At 53.4% G+C, this 21,487-nt stretch carries 18 protein-coding genes and 1 riboswitch; of the genes, 12 read left to right on the forward strand and 6 right to left on the reverse strand.

Features of this window, described 5'->3' with window-relative positions; all coding sequences use genetic code 11:
- Position 1: 1 nt before the first annotated feature.
- Both cadR and ACLSSQ_RS09045 read right to left on the reverse strand, forming a co-directional pair.
- Entirely contained in the window at positions 2-466 is a 465-nt protein-coding gene (gene cadR / locus ACLSSQ_RS09040; RefSeq protein WP_205230656.1) for a Cd(II)/Pb(II)-responsive transcriptional regulator, read from the reverse strand.
- Positions 463-585 carry a hypothetical protein gene (locus ACLSSQ_RS09045; RefSeq protein WP_275888327.1) on the reverse strand — a complete coding sequence of 41 codons (123 nt, stop codon included), beginning with the start codon at positions 583-585 and terminating at the stop codon, positions 463-465. The genes cadR and ACLSSQ_RS09045 overlap by 4 nt, the downstream gene beginning before the upstream one ends.
- Before the next feature lie 88 nt (positions 586-673).
- On the opposite strand from ACLSSQ_RS09045, the gene ACLSSQ_RS09050 reads away from it, so the two are divergent.
- Complete coding sequence (locus ACLSSQ_RS09050) at positions 674-2,914, forward strand: heavy metal translocating P-type ATPase (RefSeq protein WP_416244271.1); 2,241 nt, start codon at positions 674-676, stop codon at positions 2,912-2,914.
- Positions 2,915-2,945: 31 nt separating this feature from the next.
- On the opposite strand, the gene ACLSSQ_RS09055 is transcribed toward ACLSSQ_RS09050, so the two are convergent.
- Entirely contained in the window at positions 2,946-4,262 is a 1,317-nt protein-coding gene (locus ACLSSQ_RS09055) for a heavy metal sensor histidine kinase (RefSeq protein WP_152089175.1), read from the reverse strand.
- A gap of 10 nt (positions 4,263-4,272) precedes the next feature.
- On the reverse strand, positions 4,273-4,956 hold the full coding sequence (locus ACLSSQ_RS09060; RefSeq protein ID WP_152089176.1) for a heavy metal response regulator transcription factor: 684 nt from the start codon (positions 4,954-4,956) through the stop codon (positions 4,273-4,275).
- A gap of 145 nt (positions 4,957-5,101) precedes the next feature.
- On the opposite strand from ACLSSQ_RS09060, the gene ACLSSQ_RS09065 reads away from it, so the two are divergent.
- From ACLSSQ_RS09065 to ACLSSQ_RS09095, 7 genes are all read left to right on the forward strand, one after another.
- Positions 5,102-5,476 carry a hypothetical protein gene (locus tag ACLSSQ_RS09065; RefSeq protein WP_152089177.1) on the forward strand — a complete coding sequence of 125 codons (375 nt, stop codon included), beginning with the start codon at positions 5,102-5,104 and terminating at the stop codon, positions 5,474-5,476.
- Positions 5,477-5,626: 150 nt separating this feature from the next.
- Positions 5,627-5,974: a cation efflux protein, CzcI family gene (czcI, locus tag ACLSSQ_RS09070; protein ID WP_152089178.1), complete on the forward strand. Its 348-nt coding sequence runs from the start codon at positions 5,627-5,629 to the stop codon at positions 5,972-5,974.
- A 180-nt stretch (positions 5,975-6,154) separates the two neighbouring features.
- Positions 6,155-7,420 carry a TolC family protein gene (locus ACLSSQ_RS09075; RefSeq protein ID WP_416242513.1) on the forward strand — a complete coding sequence of 422 codons (1,266 nt, stop codon included), beginning with the start codon at positions 6,155-6,157 and terminating at the stop codon, positions 7,418-7,420.
- Between the two features lie 9 nt (positions 7,421-7,429).
- Entirely contained in the window at positions 7,430-9,034 is a 1,605-nt protein-coding gene (locus tag ACLSSQ_RS09080; RefSeq protein WP_314624382.1) for an efflux RND transporter periplasmic adaptor subunit, read from the forward strand.
- Between the two features lie 16 nt (positions 9,035-9,050).
- Complete coding sequence (locus ACLSSQ_RS09085; protein WP_152089180.1) at positions 9,051-12,233, forward strand: CusA/CzcA family heavy metal efflux RND transporter; 3,183 nt, start codon at positions 9,051-9,053, stop codon at positions 12,231-12,233.
- Between the two features lie 409 nt (positions 12,234-12,642).
- On the forward strand, positions 12,643-13,236 hold the full coding sequence (flgB, locus tag ACLSSQ_RS09090) for a flagellar basal body rod protein FlgB (protein WP_416244289.1): 594 nt from the start codon (positions 12,643-12,645) through the stop codon (positions 13,234-13,236).
- A gap of 350 nt (positions 13,237-13,586) precedes the next feature.
- Positions 13,587-14,636 carry a DMT family transporter gene (locus ACLSSQ_RS09095; RefSeq protein WP_152089181.1) on the forward strand — a complete coding sequence of 350 codons (1,050 nt, stop codon included), beginning with the start codon at positions 13,587-13,589 and terminating at the stop codon, positions 14,634-14,636.
- 305 nt (positions 14,637-14,941) lie between these two features.
- On the opposite strand, the gene ACLSSQ_RS09100 is transcribed toward ACLSSQ_RS09095, so the two are convergent.
- Complete coding sequence (locus tag ACLSSQ_RS09100) at positions 14,942-15,517, reverse strand: TMEM165/GDT1 family protein (RefSeq protein ID WP_152089182.1); 576 nt, start codon at positions 15,515-15,517, stop codon at positions 14,942-14,944.
- Positions 15,518-15,520: 3 nt separating this feature from the next.
- Positions 15,521-15,693: riboswitch (yybP-ykoY riboswitch) on the reverse strand.
- A gap of 392 nt (positions 15,694-16,085) precedes the next feature.
- On the opposite strand from ACLSSQ_RS09100, the gene ACLSSQ_RS09105 reads away from it, so the two are divergent.
- The 3 genes from ACLSSQ_RS09105 to ACLSSQ_RS09115 all read left to right on the forward strand — a co-directional run bounded on the left by ACLSSQ_RS09105 (position 16,086) and on the right by ACLSSQ_RS09115 (position 18,472).
- Positions 16,086-17,162: a DNA-binding protein gene (locus tag ACLSSQ_RS09105; protein ID WP_416242514.1), complete on the forward strand. Its 1,077-nt coding sequence runs from the start codon at positions 16,086-16,088 to the stop codon at positions 17,160-17,162.
- A 93-nt stretch (positions 17,163-17,255) separates the two neighbouring features.
- Complete coding sequence (locus ACLSSQ_RS09110; protein WP_416242515.1) at positions 17,256-18,026, forward strand: hypothetical protein; 771 nt, start codon at positions 17,256-17,258, stop codon at positions 18,024-18,026.
- 128 nt (positions 18,027-18,154) lie between these two features.
- Complete coding sequence (locus ACLSSQ_RS09115) at positions 18,155-18,472, forward strand: hypothetical protein (protein WP_043798269.1); 318 nt, start codon at positions 18,155-18,157, stop codon at positions 18,470-18,472.
- A 228-nt stretch (positions 18,473-18,700) separates the two neighbouring features.
- On the opposite strand, the gene ACLSSQ_RS09120 is transcribed toward ACLSSQ_RS09115, so the two are convergent.
- The gene (locus ACLSSQ_RS09120) at positions 18,701-19,879 is read right to left on the reverse strand and encodes a tyrosine-type recombinase/integrase (RefSeq protein WP_014237655.1); all 1,179 of its coding nucleotides are present in this window, start codon (positions 19,877-19,879) and stop codon (positions 18,701-18,703) included.
- Between the two features lie 266 nt (positions 19,880-20,145).
- Between ACLSSQ_RS09120 and ACLSSQ_RS09125 the strand changes: the two genes are divergently transcribed.
- The gene (locus ACLSSQ_RS09125; RefSeq protein WP_157870638.1) at positions 20,146-21,126 is read left to right on the forward strand and encodes a DNA-binding protein; all 981 of its coding nucleotides are present in this window, start codon (positions 20,146-20,148) and stop codon (positions 21,124-21,126) included.
- Positions 21,127-21,487: the final 361 nt, after the last annotated feature.

Here is a 21,487-nt window from a genome sequence, read left to right on the forward strand (position 1 = left end):
TCTATACCTTGGGGGACTTTAATGCGGTACCGTGTACGCCGGATATGTGATTTCCCGTCGGCTCCACGCCGATTCCTGATTGAGACAGTCCTTCAAGAATCCCGCAAGTTGAGGGGCGATGGTCGTCGGGACAACGGCTGCGCAGCTCAAGAAGCTGCTTTTCCAGCACTTGGAGTTCACCAATTCGACGGACGACATGCCCGATATGCTCATCCAGTAAGCGGTTTACCTCACCACAGTTTTCTTCTGGCGATTCCTTGAAGTGCAGCAGTGTTCGAATCTCATCAAGTGTCATGTCCAAGCCACGACAATGCCGAATGAACGTCAGTCGCTCCAGGTGCATTGACCCATAGATACGGTAATTCCCCTCGCTCCGCCCAGGCTCTGCTAGCAATCCTTCGCGCTCATAGTAGCGGATTGTGTCCACATTACTTCTCGCCAAACGCGCCAGTTCGCCAATTTTCATTGCAGCCTCCCTAGTTCGCCTATCAAGCCCTGCTCGGCTGTAGCGCGATGATAGCCACCGACGATTTCAGCCAGCGCGGTGACGATGAAAAGACTCAATATCTTCAGGAACTCCAACATGCCCTTCTCCTTGGCCCTTTTTATTGTAGCCGCTTGACCTTGTAGTGACTCAAGGGTTTTTAATGGCATCAACAACTAGGAGATTGTCATGCTCACCCATGCCGAAAAACACCGATCCAATGAATCTGAACGTTGCGCATGTTCAGGTAACTGTGCAGCCGGCACGACCTCTATTCAGGATATGTCGGATGTCGCCATATCCACCTCTTTGGGGAATACGCGAGTTTTTCGGATTCCCGCCATGGACTGCCCGAATGAAGAAAACGATATCCGCAAGGTATTAGCAGGAATCGAGGGGATTCGGTCACTACGCTTCGAACTGGAGGCCCGGACCCTGACCATCGACGGAGAGCAGCCTCCCCTGGAAAGCGCCCTACAGGCTATCCGCCAGCTTGGTTTCGAAGTGCAGCCCATCGGAATGGAGCAGAAGACCGAAACACCAACGGGCCTCGGCGAGATCGGTAAGGCGCTCATCGCCTTGGTATTGGCTATCGGTGCCGAGGCGTTGGATTTCTTCGCACCCGATACCCTGCCGTTCAAAGGACTGGGGATGGCGTTGGCCGCGGCTGCCATAGCTTTCTCCGGATTTTCCACCTATCGCAAAGGACTGGCCGCATTGCGCCGGGGGCAATTGAACATGAACGCCCTAATGGGTGTCGCTGTGACCGGTGCATTCCTAATCGGTCAATGGCCGGAGGCTGCCATGGTCATGGCGCTCTACTCTATCGCCGAATTAATTGAGGCCCGTTCCGTTGATCGGGCACGCAACGCCATCACAGGGTTGCTCGCCTTGACCCCGGAAACCGCTGAGATTCGCCAGAGCGACGGCTCCTGGCTGGAAACTCTGGCCGACAAGGTTGTCATCGGAGCGCAGGCGCGGGTAAAGCCTGGTGCCCGCATTCCGCTGGATGGACGGGTAACGGGAGGCAGTAGCGCAGTCAATCAGGCGCCGGTTACCGGCGAAAGCATTCCGGTAGACAAATCCACCGGCGATTCTGTTTTTGCCGGCACCATCAACGAGACCGGCACGCTGGAATTTGAGGTGACGGCTGCCGCCAATAACACAACATTGGCACGCATCATCCATGCCGTGGAGGCAGCTCAGGGCACGCGGGCCCCCACCCAGAGATTTGTTGATCGCTTTGCCGCCATCTATACGCCGACAATCTTTGTGATAGCCGTAGCAGTGGCCACCGGAGGTCCCTGGCTGCTCGACTGGACGTGGACACAGGCGCTCTACAAAGCGCTGGTTCTCCTGGTGATTGCCTGTCCCTGTGCGCTGGTCATCGCTACGCCGGTTACAGTTGTCGGCGGACTAGCCGCAGCCGCTCAGCGCGGTATCCTGATCAAAGGTGGCGTCTATCTGGAAGAGGCCCGCAAACTGCGTGCAATCGCTCTCGACAAGACAGGCACTATCACTGAAGGCAAGCCTCGGCTAGTGGCTAAGGAGGTGCTGACCTCCTCTGAACCGGAGATGAAGGTTCTTTCCTGGGCCGCCAGCTTGGCTGGTCATTCGGATCATCCTGTGTCAAAGGCTATCGCTGCCGGCCTAAAGCTGCCCGAAAATGGCCTTACTGACTTCACAGCTCTTCCCGGGCGCGGCATAGAAGCCCGCCTGGATGGATATACCTTGATACTGGGCAACCACCGTCTTATCGAGGATCGCGGGTTGTGCAGCCCGGAGATTGAGGCGCGTCTAGCCGTTCATGAAAACCAAGGGCGAACGGCTACCCTGCTGGCTACCGAGGATCGGGTCCTGGCCATCTTTGCGGTAGCCGACACCATCAAGGAGAGTTCTCGGGAAGCGATCACTGATCTGCATCGCCTTGGTGTCACATCGGTCATGCTCACCGGCGACAACGTGGCGACTGCGGCCAGTATTGCCCGCCAGGCTGGCATCGATGATGCACGAGGAAATCTGCTTCCGGAAGACAAGCTGGCCGCGATTGAGGAACTGCAGGTCCGCCTTGGGCCGACTGCGATGACCGGCGACGGTATCAACGATGCGCCCGCCTTGGCTCGAGCCGATATCGGTGTTGCCATGGGGGCCGCCGGAACGGATACGGCCATGGAAGCTGCCGACGTGGTGATCATGAATGACGATTTGCGGCGGATTCCGGAAACGATTCGGTTGTCGCGACGTACGCATGCCGTACTCTGGCAGAACATCTCCTTGGCGTTAGGAATCAAGGTTGTATTTCTGGGATTGGCACTCTTTGGAAGTGCAACCATGTGGATGGCTGTGTTTGCCGACATGGGAGCCAGCCTACTGGTCGTTGCGAACGGTTTACGTATGTTACGAACCTCAGTGCCGCAAACCAAAGACTAAAGCCCCTTTGGTGGTCGACAGCGGGATCCCATTAGCAGGCCAGCCGTACGCCTATTTCAGTCTTGCCGTGGGAGGATTCTGCAAAAGCCTTCCCATCATGCATCCGGGCAATTGCGCTAACGATGGAGAGGCCCAGTCCATGATTCTGATGGCCTTGGCTACGCGATGCATCTACGCGGAAAAAACGATCAAAGATATGAGCCAGGCTCATAGCTGGAATTGGCTCACCTCGGTTGATCACCGAGAGCTTGACCTGTCCGTTATTTTCCATAGCAATACGAATCACGATTGAACTTCCGTGATCGGCATGCCGGGCCGCATTATTCAGAAGATTGGATACAACTCGCCGCAGCAGTGCCGTGTCGTACTGTCCTGATGCATCACCTTCGATAGACCATTTGAGGTCGGAATCGAGCAGTACGGCTTCGTAGTAGTCAGCTACTTCGGTGCAGAGTTGGGCAAGGCTTGGAACAGGAACCCGCCGGGCTTTGGCACCCCGGTCGGCATGTGACAGGAATAGCATGTCATTTACGATGCCCGACAGCCTGTGCATTTCTTCGAGATTCGAACCGATGCAATCGCGCAGGTGCTCGTCCTTGTCGTTGCCACGCAAGGCCAACTCGCTACTGGCGATGATGTTCGCCAATGGGGTTCTCAATTCGTGCGCCACATCGGCATTGAACCCTTCAAGCTGTTGATAAGCTTTTTCCAATCGGTTCAGCAAATCGTTGAATTGATCGACGAGGATTTGTAGCTCGGCAGGAATCCCTTCTGTCTCTAGCCGCTTGTCGAGGGAAAGGACCGCGAGGCTGTGCGTTTGCTCAGCCAGCGTCCGAATGGGGGCCAGTCCCAAATAAACGATCAGGTAGCCACCTAGTGTGATTGCGGTACTTCCGATTAATGCAGCACCCCAGAGGATGGCTGCGAGGCGATCCAGAATCGCCTCATCGGGTGCGATATCGAGCGCCAACTCGGCAACAGAGAAATTTGTCCTCTGGGCTTTGTCGGGGAGCGCAAGCGAATAAAAACGAGCTTTTGATGGCCATGCACTCGGCATCGAAATGAAGCGGGCCCCACCCTGCCGATCGATTAACTTGAGATGGGAGTCCCGATTGATTTTCAGAAGGTCTTCTAGGCCGTGCTCAAGCGCCCCTGGTTGCCGGTGTGCCGGTGTTTCTTCAAACAGGTGATGAATCGCCGTACTTAGCTTTTCAAGACGCAGATCCTGTTGTGCTTCAAGGTTGGCTTTGACCGAGAAATAAACGCCGAGGCACAAACATCCCAGGACCCCCAAACTCAGCGAAGCGAGCCAGCGTATGAGGCGACCACTCAGCGTTGGGTTGCTCATCCTTTTAGTCTCATTCGCGTAGTTCGAGGATGTAACCCATGCCGCGTACGGTGTGCAGCAACGGCGTCTCGAAAGGTGTATCCATTTTGGCGCGAAGTCGCTTGATTGAAACTTCGACTACGTTGGTGTTGCTGTCAAAATTCATATCCCAAACCTGCTCGGCAATCTCGGTTCGCGACAGCACCTCGCCTTGTTTCCTGAGAAATAGAGAAAGCAGCAGAAACTCCTTGGCGCTCAGGTCGATACGCTGACCGTTCCTGAGAACCTTACGACGAACCAGGTCCATTTCAAGATCGTGCAATATCAGACGGTTCGACTGGGCGTCCGGCTGCTGCGGCGCAGACCGGCGTAGCAGCCCCTGGATTCGGGCAATCAGCTCAGAAAAGGCAAATGGCTTAACCAGATAATCATCGGCACCGGCCTGCAAACCGGTAACCCGGTCTTCCACTTTACCCAGCGCGGTCAGCATCAAGACCGGTGTTTGTTTCTTGGTGCGTAAAGCGGCCAATATTGAAAGCCCATCCATGCCGGGTAGCATGGAGTCGAGGATGATGGCCGCGTAATCGAACTCTAGACTCATGTGAAGCCCAGTAATGCCATCGTGAGCAAGGTCCACGACGAAGCCGGCGGTACTCAATCCCTTCTGCAGATACTGGGCAAGCTTTTTCTCATCTTCGATAACCAGTAGTTTCATTTCTTCACGAATCGAATGATGTCAATTTTGTAAACTTCCTGTTGGGCTTCTGTCAGAGGTCATTTCATATAGTTGAGCCATGCCAGCTAACTGACTGGCATGGCAAAAATCTATTGAAACGACATTTGGTAAAAGGAGACCTGACATGAAAACCAAACAAGTACTTTCCATCACCATTCTTTGCGCCGGCTTTGGCGCATCGGGAATGGCATCTGCGGAGTCCGTGATCCACAGTGGTGCTGGTGGTTCTACTGCGTTCTACCCGTCGCACAGTGCTGGTGGCCAAGCGACTCAACAAGTCCAGAAGGAACTGGATGAGTTCAAACGCAATCCTGTCAGTGCTGATGGTCAATATCGCTATGTGGGTGGTGAACTGGGGTGGGTGCTTATTCAGCACGAATATGCCTATCGTGATGGTAAATGGCAAGATGTTGATAAATTCGACCACAAGACGCCGAAACCCTCTCTGGAGATGAGCCCGGAAGAGCGGAAGCAGCGTGACGAATTGTATCGCTCTTAAGATTCAGGGCTGTGCTCAAGTGATGGCCAAGAGGCAATCTTATCTTGGCCATCAACTTTTTTAATAGCGCCCTCTGCGCTCGGGCTGGCCATCAAACTCTCTTCGATACTTCGCTTCTGGGGTACTCCCGGTTCTGTTAAGATTTCTTCCATGCGCCGCTGGTTCTCCATCTTTCTCCTGGTGTTCCTACCGCTCCAATTCAGTTGGACGATGGCGGCTTCCTATTGTCTGCATGAAACCGATCAGACCGCTCAGCATTTTGGTCACCATGAGCACAAGCATCAGGCCAATGATGTTGCCAAAGATGCCAAGGGATCGCTTGTCAACGCCGACAATGATTGTGCGGTGTGCCATGCAGGTTGTCTTGCGGCTATGACAAGTACGACCACGGTCGTACCGATAGCTGAGATTGTGACAGAACACCTGCAGCACCTTCATTACCAGGTGTCGCTATACGGCGACCAACCTGAACGTCCCAACTGGTTCTTCCCCGCCTAATCGGCGGGGCTGGGTTGTTGTTGCCCACCTGTCTGTAGCAGCATCAGCTGCTACTTTCGCCATGCCGCTTACCGGATGGCGCCCCGCCGATTCCCTATGTGTCTTTCGTCACTGGAGAATCGGATGTACCCAAGAGTCACAATTACCGCATTACTGGTCCGAGGCCTGTTCGGAGTTATGGTGCTTACTAGCACCCATCTCTGGGCGCAGACGGAGAAATCACCGTCATTGAGTGCCGCCGCGCCAACTCCTCTCAAGGAACCAACAGGTACCTTGAATCTCGCTGCTGCAATTAATCTTGCCCTGGCATTCAATCCCGAATTATCTGCCGCGGCCAACGAATTGCGTGCCGTAGAAGGGACTGTGGTTCAAGCCGGCATACTGCCAAACCCAGATATTTCAACCTTAGTTGAAGATACCCAAAACAAGACAACCCGTACCACTACTGTTCAGATCAATCAATTGATTGAATTAGGTGGCAAGCGTGCAGCTCGAATTGCCTCTGCTGAACGGGGAAGGGATGTGGCGACAGCTGACTTAGCTGCCAAGCGCTTGGATGTCAGAGCGACCGTGGTTGGATCATTCTTTGACGTTTTGGTCGCACAAGAGCGAGTCCGACAAGTTGAGGATTTGCTCAATCTCGCTCAGCGAGCTACTCAGGCTGCATCACGGCGGGTTATCGCTGGGAAAATCTCTCCGGTAGAAGAAACCAAGGCCCGTGTTGCAGAGGCAGCCGCTCGGGTTGAGATGAATCAAGCCAAAGGTGACCTGATCACTGCGCGCAACCGCTTAGCAGCAACATGGGGAAGCACAGCACCGCGCTTTGAGCAGGCTGAAGGGAAAACTGACATCTTGCCGGAAGTATTTCCAGCCGAAGAGATCGGGCAGCGTCTGAATAATTCTCCCGTACTTGTCAGAGCCCGCCATGAGGCTGATCGCTTCGCGGCACTTGCCGACGTTGAGCGATCCCGCCAGATACCCAATGTCACTATTAGCGTGGGCTCAAAGCGAGCTGAAGATCTTGGGCGTGATCAGACTATTGTTGGCGTTTCAATCCCATTCCCGATATTTGATCGCAATCAGGGCAACCTGCTCGAAGCGCTTCGACGAGCCGACAAGGCACGAGACGACCTCAGTGCTACAGAAATCCGCTTAAGCACCGCGATTGCGCAAAACCAGGAGCGTCTAAAGGCACTCGTCGTCGAAGCGCAAACCCTGCAAAGCGAAATCCTACCTGGTGCTCGCAGTGCTTATGAGGCTGCCAGCAAGGGTTTCGAGCTTGGGAAATTTAGCTTTCTGGAAGTCCTGGATGCTCAACGGACCTTTTTCCAGGCGAGAGCTCAGTACCTGAGAAGCTTATCCGAGGCCCACCGGACTGCCGCAGAGCTGGAGCGTGTCCTTGGTTCCACCAATTCAATATCGCCCGTCGTACCTAGCCGTCCGTAGGAGCCAGTTGTGAAGATCAATTTTAAAAAGAACGCGTTGAATATCCCTAAAAAGCAGGGTGTCACCATTGCTGTGATTGTGGCCCTGGGCTTGATTACCGGTGGATGGATCCTGGTATCCGGTCCGTCCAAGCCGGCCGGAGAACAGCATGAGCATAACAACCATGAGGAATCCAAGGGGCATGCCGATGCCGAGCACCATGGTGAAAAGGCTGGCGATAGCCATGACCACGCCAAGGAGCACGGCGATGCAGAACATCATGAAGGCAGCCCAAAAACTGGAGTCCATGGGGGTAAGTTGTTTACCGAGGATGGATTCGGTTTGGAATTGCTATTGGCTGAAGAGGGGGGAGAGCCGCATTTCCGGGTTTGGCTGTTCAAACAAGACAAGCCGTTGGTACCAACTGCCACTAACGTTTCAGTGACTCTGACACGGCCAGATGGGGAAAAGCAGGAGATCACTTTCCAGTCAGAAAAGGACTACCTGAAAAGCACAAGCCCGATCGCAGAACCTCATGTATTTGAGGCAGCAATTGTTGCTAGGCTAGGAAATGCTCCGTTCCGGTTTATGTATACACAGGAAGAAGGAAAAATCGAACTGACGGAAGAGCAGGTTAGATCTGCCGGTATTTCTATTCAGAAGGCAGCCCCTGCAAAAATTAGAACCTCTGCGAAATTGCCGGGAGAGATTCGCTTCAATGAAGATAGGACTGCGCACGTCGTACCGCGGTTAGCCGGTGTTGTAGAGAGCGTTCCTGCCAATCTTGGGCAACCAGTCAAGCGTGGACAAGTGCTAGCCGTAATCGCGAGCACGGGACTCTCCGAGCAACGTAGCGAGTTGTTAGCTGCTCAGAAACGCCTAACTCTGGCTAAGTCCACCTATGAGCGGGAAAAGAAGCTCTGGGAGGAAAAGATTTCGGCGGAGCAAGACTACCTTCAAGCACAGCAAGTACTGCGGGAAGCTGAAATTTCCGTAGCGAACAGCCAGCAGAAGCTGGTTGCCCTGGGAGCCGGCTCAAGCGTATCGGGGAGCCTCAATCGCTATGAAATCCGGGCTCCTTTTGATGGCATGGTCGTCGAGAAGCACATCGCACTCGGCGAGGCCGTCAAGGAAGATGCCAGTATTTTTACGGTCTCTGACCTATCTTCCGTCTGGGCAGAAATCGTGGTTCCGGCCAAGGATCTGAACATAGTTCGTGTTGGTGAAAAGGTCATAGTCAAGGCCACTGCCTTCGACTCAAAAGCCGAAGGCAGCATCTCCTATGTGGGAGCTCTACTTGGGCAGGATACCCGTACAGCCAAGGCGCGTGTGACCCTGTCCAATCCAAATATGGCGTGGCGCCCAGGCCTATTTGTCAATGTGGAAGTCGTTTCAGGTGAGGCGGATGTTCCGGTGAGTGTTCTGGCTGATGCAGTTCAGATGATCGGAGACAAATCCATCATCTTCACCAGAGTTGCGGATGGCTTTATTGCACAACCTGTCACCTTGGGACGCTCTGACGGCAAGTTGGTGGAGGTGCTTAGTGGCCTAAAGGCGGGGACCCCATATGCAGGATCCGGTAGCTTTGTATTGAAGTCTGAACTCGGCAAGGGCAGTGCCGAACATAGCCACTGAGCCGGGAGAAGACAACATGTTTGAACGCATCATTCGACTTGCCATTGAGAACCGGTGGCTGGTCCTCTTAGCCGTGCTTGGGATAGCTGGACTTGGAATCTACAACTATCAGCGTCTCCCAATCGATGCGGTACCGGACATCACCAACGTCCAGGTTCAGATCAACACTTCTGCTCCCGGCTATTCGCCGCTAGAGGTGGAACAACGGGTGACCTACCCGGTCGAGACCGTCATGGCCGGGTTGCCTCATCTGGAGCAGACCCGTTCCATGTCACGTTATGGATTGTCTCAAGTAACCGTGATCTTTAAAGATGGGACGGATATCTATTTTGCCCGCCAACTGGTCAATCAGCGCATTCAAGAGGCCAAGGAGAAGTTGCCGGCTGGAATTGCTCCAGCCATGGGGCCCATCTCAACTGGCCTTGGGGAAATCTATCTTTGGACTGTTGAAGCCGAAGATGCTGCAAAGAAAGCAGATGGCACGCCTTATACGCCGACTGATTTGCGCGAAATCCAAGACTGGATCATCAAGCCGCAATTGCGCAATGTTCCAGGGGTTACCGAAATCAACTCGATTGGCGGTTTTGCCAAGGAATACCAGGTTGCCCCCAGCCCAGAGAAGCTGGCTTCCTATGGGCTGACGTTTCAAGACGTAGTTACAGCTCTTGACCGCAACAACGGCAACGTCGGGGCTGGCTATATAGAGAAGCGTGGTGAGCAATACTTGATTCGAGCACCAGGACAAGTACGAACCATTGAGGATATCCGGAACGTCATTCTCGGCAATGTTCAGGGAGTCCCGATCCGCATTCGTGATGTAGCGGAAGTCGGTATCGGCCGAGAGCTCCGTACAGGTGCTGCAACGGATAACGGCCGGGAAATTGTACTTGGCACCGTATTCATGCTGATTGGTGAGAACAGCCGGACGGTATCACGAGCTGTCGATCAGAAGATGGCTGAAATCAACCGCAGCTTGCCTGAAGGTGTCCATGCAGTAACCGTCTATGACCGGACTGTTCTGGTAGACAAAGCGATTAATACCGTCAAGAAGAACCTTCTGGAGGGAGCAATCCTGGTTATCGCCATCCTGTTCCTGTTCTTGGGGAACATTAGGGCGGCAGTGATCACAGCAATGGTGATTCCGCTCTCCATGCTGTTCACCTTTTCAGGCATGGTGTCCTACCACGTCAGTGCCAATCTGATGAGCCTAGGGGCTCTCGACTTCGGGATCATCATCGATGGCGCAGTTGTGATCGTGGAAAACTGCGTTCGTCGCCTAGCTCATGCACAGGAACGTCACGGGCGGCCGCTAACTCGGACGGAGCGCTTCCATGAGGTCTTTGCCGCATCTCAGGAAGCACGCCGAGCGCTGTTATTTGGCCAGCTCATCATCATGATCGTATATCTGCCGATATTTGCCCTCACCGGTGTCGAAGGAAAGATGTTCCATCCTATGGCGTTCACCGTAGTGACTGCTCTGGTTGGCGCCATGATCCTATCCGTCACATTCATTCCGGCAGCGGTTGCATTGTTCATCGGCACGAAGGTCGCGGAGAAGGAGAACATCCTGATGCGGATGGCCAAGCGTTGGTATGAGCCTGCTCTGGCCTATGTCATGGAAAACAAGCCGGTCGTTTTGGTCTTTACCACCGTAATGGTGATTCTCTCCAGTCTGCTTGCAACCCGCATGGGGAGTGAATTTGTTCCCAGCCTTAATGAAGGCGACTTCGCAATCCAGGCACTACGCATCCCGGGAACCAGCCTATCTCAATCAGTTGCAATGCAGCAGCAACTGGAAAAGCAGCTAAAGACAGACTTCCCGGAAATCGAGCGTGTATTTGCTCGATCCGGGACGGCTGAAATTGCCTCTGACCCAATGCCACCTAATATCTCAGATGGCTACATCATGTTAAAGCCTGAAGCTCAGTGGCCAGAACCTAAAAAAACCAGAGATGAACTGCTGGCCGCCATTCAAAAGAGCGTAGGCCAGTTACCAGGCAATACCTATGAGTTTTCTCAACCCATCCAGTTGCGTTTTAACGAATTAATCTCAGGGGTCCGCAGTGACGTTGCCATCAAGGTCTTTGGTGACGATATGGAGGTCATGAACGATACGGCAGGAAAAATTGCCGCCATCCTCGAAAAGCTTCCCGGTGCCTCCGAAGTCAAGGTTGAGCAGACCACGGGTTTGCCCATGCTGACGGTGAATATTGATCGGGACAAGACCGCTCGCTATGGACTCAACATCGGTGATGTCCAAGATGCGATTTCTACTGCCATAGGTGGTCGAGAAGCCGGAACGATGTTTGAAGGAGATCGTCGCTTCGACATTGTTGTTCGTTTGCCTGACACGCTGCGATCAGACCTCGAGTCGTTGAAACGTCTTCCAATTGCCCTACCGAGAGTGAGTGCCGGTGTAAGTGGAATGGAAGGGCGTACGACGTACATCCCCTTGGGGGAGGTGGCTAGCTTAGATTTAGCACCGGGCCCCAATCAGGTTAGTCGCGAGAATGGCAAGCGCCGTGTGGTCGTCAGCGCCAACGTTCGCGGGCGAGATATCGGCTCATTTGTTTCCGAGGCACAAAGCCGTTTGTCCGAGGTAAAAATACCGGCTGGCTATTGGACCGTTTGGGGTGGAACCTTCGAGCAACTGGAATCGGCCTCCCAACGCCTAAAAATTGTGGTCCCTGTCGCATTGCTGCTGGTTTTCACACTGTTGTTCGCCATGTTTGGCAATGTGAAGGATGGACTACTGGTGTTTACCGGCATTCCATTCGCGCTAACTGGCGGGGTTGTGGCGCTGTGGTTGAGGGATATCCCGCTTTCAATCTCTGCAGGAATCGGCTTCATTGCGCTGTCCGGTGTGGCGGTATTGAACGGCCTAGTGATGATTTCCTTTATTCGAAACCTGCGAGAGGAGGGGCGAACTCTAGATGAAGCAATTCATGAAGGCGCATTGACCCGCTTGCGTCCTGTGTTGATGACAGCCCTGGTTGCCTCTCTTGGCTTTGTTCCAATGGCAATTGCCACAGGAACTGGTGCAGAGGTCCAGCGTCCGCTTGCGACTGTAGTGATTGGTGGAATTCTATCGTCGACTGCTTTGACGCTTCTTGTGTTGCCTCTCCTCTATCGCCTTGTCCATGGAAAAGATGCCGAAGAAATTGACTTCGCATCTGTTCCTGACAGTTCGAAAAATTAACTACTCATTTTAGTGGAATCTGTGTCCAGTTCGTCATGTGGCTAGCTGGACACTATTCCATCTAATCAACCTTTATCTGCAAAGACGTAGTGCTAAAGCATGACTATAAAAAGCGTTTGGCATTTTTCTGAATAGGGCTAGGCTAGTCATAAGATGCTTCATAATTCCCATTCTGAATTATTCCACGACGGCCCTTTAATTTTTGTGGCGTTGGTGCTTTTATTTTTTGTCAGTCGTTTTTTAATAGAGAGGCATCTAGAGAAAAGAAACAAAAGAAAGTCATATGCAAAAAGCCTCCCTAACCGATTGAAAAGGCATCCAAGGAAGCATAGAAATCCTAACAGTAAAAATGAGGCATAACAAAGATGGCTTGTTATGAACATTCCACATTTAGGAGAAATAATTGCATATGGTGGATATTCCAAATTTAAATTCTATTGCACTCCCTCTTAGAGGTACAACTACCAAAGAGGGGAGTAATGAGAAATACAATACTCACCAAAGCTTTTCAAAAATATTAGAGCATTATCACTTAATAAATAATCCTAGTGATACACAAAAATTGAAAAACAACACTCCTGATTCTACGCGCCTTTTAAGCAATAATAACGCACGTGGCGGAAAATCTGACTTTCAGGAGAATATGCTGAGTATACGAGCCTATCGGCAACAATTAATTGCTTCAAACATTGCTAATTCCGATACCCCTGGGTATAAGGCTCAAGATATTGAAATTAATGAGTCAATTGGTGTAATGAATCGCGATTCAATGGCGTTAGCAAAATCAAGCGCTAGCCACATGTCAGGAGTCACCTTAAATAAGGTTAATACTTTTAATTTAAAATATCGCGTTCCATATCAAAGCAGTGCTGATGGCAATACTGTTGAAATGGATATTGAACGACAACACTTTGCTGAAAATGCTGTTATGTACCAATTCACTTTGGATCGTGTCGGAGGTGAGTTCAAGGATATGGCTGAGTTGCTTAGGAATCTGAAATAGTAATTTAGTGAATTTATTTCTGGCGAAAGAGAGTAAATCGATTGCATCGAAGTATTTGTCACATGCTCAACCATATGCGGCAGGATGATGGTTTTTTGCTGATTGTCGTAGGGGTTCTAGCACTGCTCATATTTTTGTTGTTATTGATTTTTGCTACTTGGCGGGAAGAGCGATGGATTCGCATTGTCAAATTTTTTAACTCGCTATTTCGGTTATAAATTTAGTTTTAAAATCTATTTTAGAGTAGCGGGTGAACTTTTTTTGGGGGCGCAGTTAATGATGGCGGATATAGGCTACTCATCAGGGACCTGCACCTGCCATCTGAAGACCACTGATCGGGAGCAATCCTGATGAAGCAGGTCGACATGGGGGGTATCGCCACAGCTCTGATCGCGGCGCTCCTTTTCGGTGCCAGCCCCCCATTGGCCAAGCTGCTGTTGGTCCATACCAACCCCTGGCTACTCGCGGCCCTGCTGTACCTAGGCTCAGGTCTTGGTCTCCTTCTGCTTCGCCGCCTCTGGCGGGTGCCGGCGGTGTCCCTGCCAGGACTCGAGTGGGGCTGGCTAGCCGGAGCCATCCTGGCCGGCGGCGTGGTGGCCCCGGTCTTGCTGCTACTCGGCCTAGCGCGGATGCCGGCCTCCGGTGCTTCCCTGTTGCTCAATGCCGAGGGAGTATTCACCGCCTTCCTGGCCTGGTTTGTCTTCCATGAGAACTTTGACCGTCGGGTTGCCCTTGGTATGGTGACCATCGTTGCCGGCGCCCTGGTCCTGTCCTGGCCAGGGGAGGCCAGCTTCGCCGGCAGCCAGGCCGCCTTGCTGGTCTTGAGTGCCTGCCTGGCCTGGGCGGTGGACAACAACCTGACGCGCAAGGTGTCCCTAGCCGATGCTTCCTTTATCGCCATGACCAAGGGGCTGGCAGCAGGTGCCACCAACCTAGCGCTAGCCCTGGCGCTCCATGCTCCGTGGCCGGCTCCTGGCATTGTTACGGGAGCCCTGTTCCTGGGACTGGCCAGCTACGGCGCCAGCCTCATCTTGTTCGTGGTGGCCCTACGCCACCTGGGGACGGCACGTACTGGTGCCTACTTCTCGGTAGCCCCCTTTCTCGGCACGCTGCTGGCCATCGCCCTGCTGCAGGAGCCTGTCACTCCCCAACTCGCCCTGGCCGGTGCCCTGATGCTGCTGGGGGTATGGCTGCACCTGACCGAGCGCCATGAGCACCCCCATGTGCACAAGTCTGGCAGCCACGAGCACACCCACTACCATGGCGACGATCCCCATCACGACCATCCCCATGACCCGCCTGTGGCGGCCGGTACCCGCCATCGTCACAGCCATGTCCACAGGACACTGCAGCACAGCCACCCGCATTTTCCTGACATGCACCACGAACACCGTCACTGAGCCGGAGTGCATGTGGAGCACCTCGCTCCACAAACTTGCGGTTCCTGTACTTATGATGGTTTTTTGTGTTCAGCCCCGAGGACTTATTGACCTCCTTAAGCAGTCGCAAGTGAGTATTCGCATAAATCTTGCCTCCTAGTGGCGCCAGAAGGCGCATCCCAACATTGCCATTGAATGGCGTATCAGACTGCCAGCGAGCTAGAGAATGAGCATTACAAACTAAGGATAGGTGCGACATATCCATCTCGAACATCGCGAAAAAGTCCGGACCATGAATCCAGGCCTTGCCCTAAACCATCTATGTACTAAATCCCAAATGCGTTTCCTGCACCCAACAACGTAGCCACTCCCAAGATGGCAAAAATGACTGCTGCAATGCCATGAACCAGGCGTACAGGGATTCGATGAGCTACACGGTCTCCCAGGAGTACTGCAGGCACATTCGCTATCATCATCCCAAGGGTCGTTCCAGCCACAACGAGAGCGAGACTCTGGAACTGGGCAGCCAAAGCGACCGTAGCGATCTGGGTTTTATCGCCCATTTCGGCTAAGAAGAAAGCGACAAGGGTAGTGCCAAAGACACTCATCTTGGCCAGTTGGGTTTCTTCCTCATCCAGCTTGTCCGGAATGAGGGTCCAGATTGCCATAGCGATAAACGAGACTCCCAGCACCCAGCGAAGTGCTTGGGGGGGCATCAAAGTGGTAATCCAGGTACCAACCGCGCCGGCAAACGCATGATTGGCGAGGGTTGCCGCCAGAATGCCCAGGACGATAGGGATTGGCCGCCGGAACTTGGCTGCCAGGAGAAATGCGAGAAGTTGGGTTTTGTCGCCGATTTCGGCCAGGGCTACGATGCCCGTTGAGACGAGGAATGCTTCCAAAATGACTCCCTGGCCGGACAAATACCAATGACCACACCGCTCCCGGCCATTCCGAGTCGATGTGGTCAAAGGTCTTGCCAAGTTCAGGAACCGCCCGCACCACGGCCAGAAGACCGAGTCTGTTGATACGGGCCCCTCCAATAGATGGAGGGAGGCTACTCCCCAATGACGGGGGCGATACTAGAATGAAAGACATCATCTGTCTATCTCGGGCATGTTACTTAGTGGTATTGGGGCCTGGAAAGTACTTGTTGGATAGGTGCCAAATATCTCTGGAAAGCACTGAGTAGGCAGGGTGGCTGCCTTGTTGCGTCACTGGGTGGTAGGTTTGGTGAGAATACTCACGCAGGCACAGCCTGAGCTAAGCCACTCGAGAGCGAGGGGGGCTGAATAGCAACTGTTTCCTCTGCTTCGTACGGTTTCCGAGTCATGGTTTCCTAAAAAACACGATCACACCAAATAACAAACCATTATCAATTCATATATTTCGTAAATTTCTCACCTTGCGCCATGGCAATTCAGTATGTACTATCGTATTACGTAATACGGTACGAAATTCGAGGATGCCATGGCCAGAGCCGGAATCTACAAATCAGAAGTCGTCAGAGCGCGTAACAACCTGTTGGCGATGGGGCGTTATCCATCGATTGACGCCATCCGTGGCGAACTGGGCAACACGGGCTCCAAAGGTACGATTCACCGCTACCTCAAGGAGATCGAGGAAGAGGAAAGCGGGAATACCGGTACCCAGGTTGCGGTCAGTGATGCCATTCAAGACCTGTCAGCCAGACTGGCCGAACGTCTGCATTTGGAAGCAGATCAGCGCATGGCGGCGCTGACCGATAAGCACAAGGCGGAAATTTCAGCACTGAACGACACCATCATCGCGTTACGCAATGAAGTCGATTCCTTCCGCAGCCAGTCTGAGCGTCAGGTATTGGAGTTGTCGGCAGAGAAGACCGCCCACAGCGAAACCCGGAGCACGCTTCAGGAAGAGAGAATCGTTCGGGCGCAAATGATGCAGCGTATCGAGGATATGGAGGGGCAACTGGCAAAGGAAGAAACGCACCGCGTATCGCTGGAAGAAAAGCATCAGCATGCCCGGGAGGCGTTGGAGCATTTCCGCACAGCGGCGAAGGAGCAACGTGAGCAGGATCAGCGGCAGTTCGAACAGCAGATTCAGTTCTTGCAGGGCGAACTGCGTGGAGCTAAGGAAACGGTGAATGCGAAACAGCAGGAACTCATCCGCAGCCATGAGGACAATGCCCGTCTTTCCAGCGAGCAGACCCATTTTCGTAGCGAGTTGCATCGCCTGGAAACCGAAATTCGACCGCTACGTACCGCCCGGGAACAATTGGCGGTCTTCGAACTGAAGAATCAACAGCTGGAAGAGCGTCTGGCCCAGAGCACTACCCACCTTGATCAACTGAAAGCGGAAAACCAAAGCTACACAGAGAAATTGCAGGATACACATCAAGCCGGACTCCGCCTGGAGGCTGAACTGACTGCAGCAAAAGCTGTGTTAGCCAGCCAAGAACAAATCCTGCAAAGGATCACTATCAGCCAGCCCCCCGCAACGAAAGGCAGCGGACAGCGCAAGGGAAGTGCAGAGAACCAAGAATCGCTCTTTGAACCGAAAAAGTAATAGGAGGATCAGTTGTCGAGCAGCAGTTTGGCACCTCGTCACATGCTTTCAACGATACTATGCTCATAAGTAAAGCGGACTACAGAGGGTGGCATGGATTCCAACGAGTGCATTCGACCGCCGGGAACCTACTACGACGTCATCGCTCATCCGGTCGATCGGAAGCGTGCCATCGAGGTGGCGATCGTTCAGGACCATCGCTTCGCTTTCTTCTATTGGCTCAAATGGCGAAACAAACAAGCTGATCAGCCCAATCCGCCAGCCTTGATTTCTTTGGATTGGCATCAAGATCTTGTTCCGCCCTGTGACCTCGAATGCGAGTGGCTCAGCGCACTTGATGCAGATGACTATAAGGCTGTCGGTTACTTTTGCTGGGATAAGCTACATGTCTTAAACGATGGTCACATCCTGGCCGCGGCTTACCTCAACTTGATTGGTGACATTCACGTTGTGCAGAAGCAGCGTGATGAATGCCCGGAGGACTTCGTGGATGTCGACGGACGGAAGCACCTGGTCTGCTGCTATGACTCTGTGGAGCAATTAACAGAGGCGGTTTCAGGGCTGAAATATGATTCGGCTATCCTCGATATCGATCTGGATTACTTCACCGAAAGTCCAGACTCATGCGGAGGAGGCGACCAGCTTCAACTGGTCGGCCAAGATGAAATCCAAGCATGCCTTGATCCAACAAGTCCGTTCATGTCGTGGATTTTCCCGCGAATGACGGGAATAACTATTGCGACTGAGCCTGAATTCTGTGGTGGGTTAATGAACTCAAATCAATTGTTCAACGTAGTGTGCGGTACGTTATTTGATCCGCCGCTGTTGAGCCACAGGCCTGGCTGGCGCCACCAGTTGAAGTAGTTGACGCCAAAAATTTCTAAATCAAATCCGTCGGTTAAAAGCGATTTTCGAGGATTTCGTATGAATCCCGGCCGACCCTCTACACCCGCCGGCAGCGCGGCGACGAGCAATTCCTAGCGCGTCAGCGCATGGATTTCCTGCTGATGCTGGAGCAGGGCATGCGCATCGTGATCGAGATCGATGGCCGCCAGCACTATGCCGAACCCGATCCCCTGATGCCGGATCGTTTTATCGCAAATGCGCAGCGCTATGCCGAGATGGTTGCGGAAGATCGTCGGCTGCGACTGGCGGGATATGAGGTCTACCGGTTCGGCGGGCACGAGTTTTTGGACGTCGACTTCGAGCAGCGCAAGATTGGGCCGCTCGCTCAACAATGCGTTGCAGAATTTTTCGACCGACTGCTGTCAATACATGGCGTGCTCAATAGAGAACCCCAGGCACCCTGATGTAGAGAATGCGTTGATGCCCCGAACAACCATGCAGCAGATATTGAAAGACCGCTAACGAGCGGTCCGGTAGCGCGCCCTTGGCGAGTAAAGTGCCCTGCCAATCTCTAGTGCGTCATCCGGGGCAGCGGGTACGGGGCACATAATTTTATAGGCGTCGACGCGGAAGTAGTATCTAGGATCGGCGCGATAGATAGTCATCGGATGGCCCAAAATCAGCTATCGCCTTTACCATCGTATGCGATGCTTTTCTTCCGTTTCTTTGTGCCGCCGGTCATCGTCCACATGAAGGTATTGGCTTGTCGTACTCAACGATTCGTGGCCCAGATTGTCTCGGACCAGGCGCAAGTCGATCTGCTGATCAGCCATATGCGAACCGGCAGTATGACGCAACCAGTGTGCCGATGCGCGCTCAAGTAAATTCGCTCGGACGACATACTCATCACCTCGCTGACGCAAGCGCTCCGCTGCTCCCTCGAAAATCTTCTTGACGATCGAATGCAGCGCCGCCCGGGTCAATGGATCCCGCGATTTTCCAATCGGCAGCAGCAAGGGGGTATCCTCATTAGGGCTAGGGAAGGGCGCCAAGCCTATCTCACGCCGATAACGGGCCAGTTCAACCATCAATTCACTGGTCGCCGGCACCAAGCGTTCCTTGTCGCCTTTGCCCAGAACCTCCAGCCACCAGCGCTCATCGCCCTCGCGGTCGCGCCGGCAAAAGAAACTGCCCATGGTGTTTTCAGCGACTTCCGAGATCCGAAGGCCGCCTAGATAGAGGAGGGTGAATAGCCACCGTACGCGAAAATAGTGGGCCCGTTGGCGATCGGTTTCTCGGGGCATGCTATCAATGAAGACTTTCAATTCCTGCCAAAGGTCTGGGTCGAGATAGCGTGTAATTCGGGGTTTGGCCCGACGTGCCCGGTGCCGCGATAAGGACAAGGGATTGCCGGCCAGGTAGCCAGCATCGACCAACCAGGAAAACATCACATTCAAGATGATCATGGCCTGGCGTTGACTGGCCGTCGAGAGCGGCCCATAGAACGGCCGCCAACGAGGATCATCCCGAGGATGCTTGCGACCACCGCCAGCTACCCATTTTTCACGCGGTTGGGGATCCAAGAGGAATTGCTGGTACACCAGGAAATCCTCATGGGTCAGGGAGGAGAGGGGTTTGCCCAATTGGAGCGTTGACCACAGCAATAAGCGCTCAGCTTCCTTCCGGTAGTTGTCGAACGTCGTCTTGGTTTCGATGAAACGCGCCAACCAGGCGTGAATGGCCTGCAGATCATTGGAGGCGGCAATCTGAGCGACCCAACCAACGGCACGATTACGTCCTTGGCTGCCGTCGAGGTCAGCTGGCAACAGAATCTGCTCAACAGGAATCGGCGCGAGCGCGGTATCAGTCATTTTCGGCCTGAAAACGTGGATTAAGGTCTCAGTATTTCCTCAACGCCATCACGTCGCAATAATTCGACATTATAGTCGTAATGTCAAATAAAATGCCGATTGTGCAATATATACAACGTTATACGTTGTATTATTAAAGATTGGCTGGGTATTGTTGCCTGACGACAGTCATAGGAGTCATCAAGATTAGCACCGAAGCCCAAATCCACGCCGACGTCGAAGCCCTCCGCGAGCGGACGCCTGAAACGCAGGATCTGTACCGCGAAGTGTGCACTGTCCTTTTCTTCCGGTATGGCATCACGCCAACCGCCAACAAACTGTATCAGTATGTCCGGAAGGGCAGCATGTCAGCCCCCGCGGAAGCTCTGGCGAATTTCTGGGAGGACTTGCGCGAGAAAAGCCGAGTTCGCATTGAGCACCCCGATCTGCCTGAGGCCGTGAAAGCAGCCGCCGGCGATCTTGTGGCCAGCCTGTGGACACAGGCCCAAGCGGCTGCCCAGGACGGACTGGCTGGTTTCCGCAACGAAGCGCAAGCCGCGGTCCTAGAAGCCCAAAATGGGAAAGCAGCGGCGGAATCCGACCGGGCTACAGCACTGGCAGAATTAGGGCTGGCTCACCACACGATTCAGGTGGCTACGGAGCGTGCCCTGCAATTGGAACGCGACCTGGCAGCAGAGCAAGCTGGTAAGGCATCTTTGGCGGAACAGTTGGCGGCAGCCGTACGTCAACAAATGGTCCTCGAGGCTGCGCTGGCCGAATCCCGGCGAGATTTTGCGGTGGAACTAGAAAAGCTGCGCCAAGCCCTGCAAAAATCAGAAGAACGTCACGAGGCTGGCGAGAAACGAGCGATGCTGGAGATTGACCGCGAACGAACAGCATCCGCTAAGCTCCAGACGGAATTAGCACAACTCCGTAAAAATCAGATGGAAGCCGCAGAACGGCATCGGAGCGAAGCGGGACTCCTTCAGAAGGAACTCGCAGAAGCCCGTCAAGTTGCAGGAATAGCCGAAGGCACGCTTCAGGAAATGCGGGCGATCTATCAGCGGCAGACCGAGCAGACGCAATCCTTGCAAGCAGCCATGGCAGAAGGCGAAGTCCAGAAGACCTTGATGGAACGAGACCTAAAGGCTTGTCAGGAGAAAGTCAGTTCCCTGGAGAAGGAGCGTCAGCAGTTGAACCCCACACCGGCAGGCGAGAGCGAAGTTGCTAAACCACGTAGAAAAAGCAGGAAACCTCTTGGTGGCTGAGTCTTGTAGGTGAAGCCTTCGTTTCATTAACCCAAGTAGTCAGCAGTGCATATGTACAACAGAGTTAGCAATGAGTCTAAGGGTGGACCGCTGAATACACTAAAGGCTGGCTTCGAATGACCAGACAGACAATGACCGCCACTAATTCTTTGGTGCAGGTGGCCAAGAGCAGTATTATTTTGAAATTCGCTGTTTTCACTAGGAAAGCATCTAGCAATTAGTGGGGCGGACTCCGGTTTCCTTCTCTCCAGGTCAATCTATGAATCGCATAATTTAGGATTCTGTCATGGGGAGTTATCCCCAAATCCTGTGCATAACCCCGGGTCTCCCCGGGGTTTTTTATTGTGCATACAGGGGAAAG

Source organism: Azospira sp. APE16 (genome assembly GCF_047901315.1).
In the GTDB taxonomy this organism is placed as follows: Bacteria; Pseudomonadota; Gammaproteobacteria; order Burkholderiales; family Rhodocyclaceae; genus Azospira; species Azospira oryzae.

Excerpts from the sequence above, each read along its gene's own strand:
- cadR (WP_205230656.1), bottom strand. The coding sequence starts at position 466 with ATGAAAATTGGCGAACTGGCGCGTTTGGCGAGAAGTAATGTGGACACA.
- ACLSSQ_RS09045 (WP_275888327.1), bottom strand. The coding sequence starts at position 585 with ATGTTGGAGTTCCTGAAGATATTGAGTCTTTTCATCGTCACCGCGCTG.
- ACLSSQ_RS09050 (WP_416244271.1), top strand. The coding sequence starts at position 674 with ATGCTCACCCATGCCGAAAAACACCGATCCAATGAATCTGAACGTTGC.
- ACLSSQ_RS09055 (WP_152089175.1), bottom strand. The coding sequence starts at position 4,262 with ATGAGCAACCCAACGCTGAGTGGTCGCCTCATACGCTGGCTCGCTTCG.
- ACLSSQ_RS09060 (WP_152089176.1), bottom strand. The coding sequence starts at position 4,956 with ATGAAACTACTGGTTATCGAAGATGAGAAAAAGCTTGCCCAGTATCTG.
- ACLSSQ_RS09065 (WP_152089177.1), top strand. The coding sequence starts at position 5,102 with ATGAAAACCAAACAAGTACTTTCCATCACCATTCTTTGCGCCGGCTTT.
- czcI (WP_152089178.1), top strand. The coding sequence starts at position 5,627 with ATGCGCCGCTGGTTCTCCATCTTTCTCCTGGTGTTCCTACCGCTCCAA.
- ACLSSQ_RS09085 (WP_152089180.1), top strand. The coding sequence starts at position 9,051 with ATGTTTGAACGCATCATTCGACTTGCCATTGAGAACCGGTGGCTGGTC.
- flgB (WP_416244289.1), top strand. The coding sequence starts at position 12,643 with ATGGTGGATATTCCAAATTTAAATTCTATTGCACTCCCTCTTAGAGGT.
- ACLSSQ_RS09095 (WP_152089181.1), top strand. The coding sequence starts at position 13,587 with ATGAAGCAGGTCGACATGGGGGGTATCGCCACAGCTCTGATCGCGGCG.
- ACLSSQ_RS09105 (WP_416242514.1), top strand. The coding sequence starts at position 16,086 with ATGGCCAGAGCCGGAATCTACAAATCAGAAGTCGTCAGAGCGCGTAAC.
- ACLSSQ_RS09110 (WP_416242515.1), top strand. The coding sequence starts at position 17,256 with ATGGATTCCAACGAGTGCATTCGACCGCCGGGAACCTACTACGACGTC.
- ACLSSQ_RS09115 (WP_043798269.1), top strand. The coding sequence starts at position 18,155 with ATGGATTTCCTGCTGATGCTGGAGCAGGGCATGCGCATCGTGATCGAG.
- ACLSSQ_RS09120 (WP_014237655.1), bottom strand. The coding sequence starts at position 19,879 with ATGACTGATACCGCGCTCGCGCCGATTCCTGTTGAGCAGATTCTGTTG.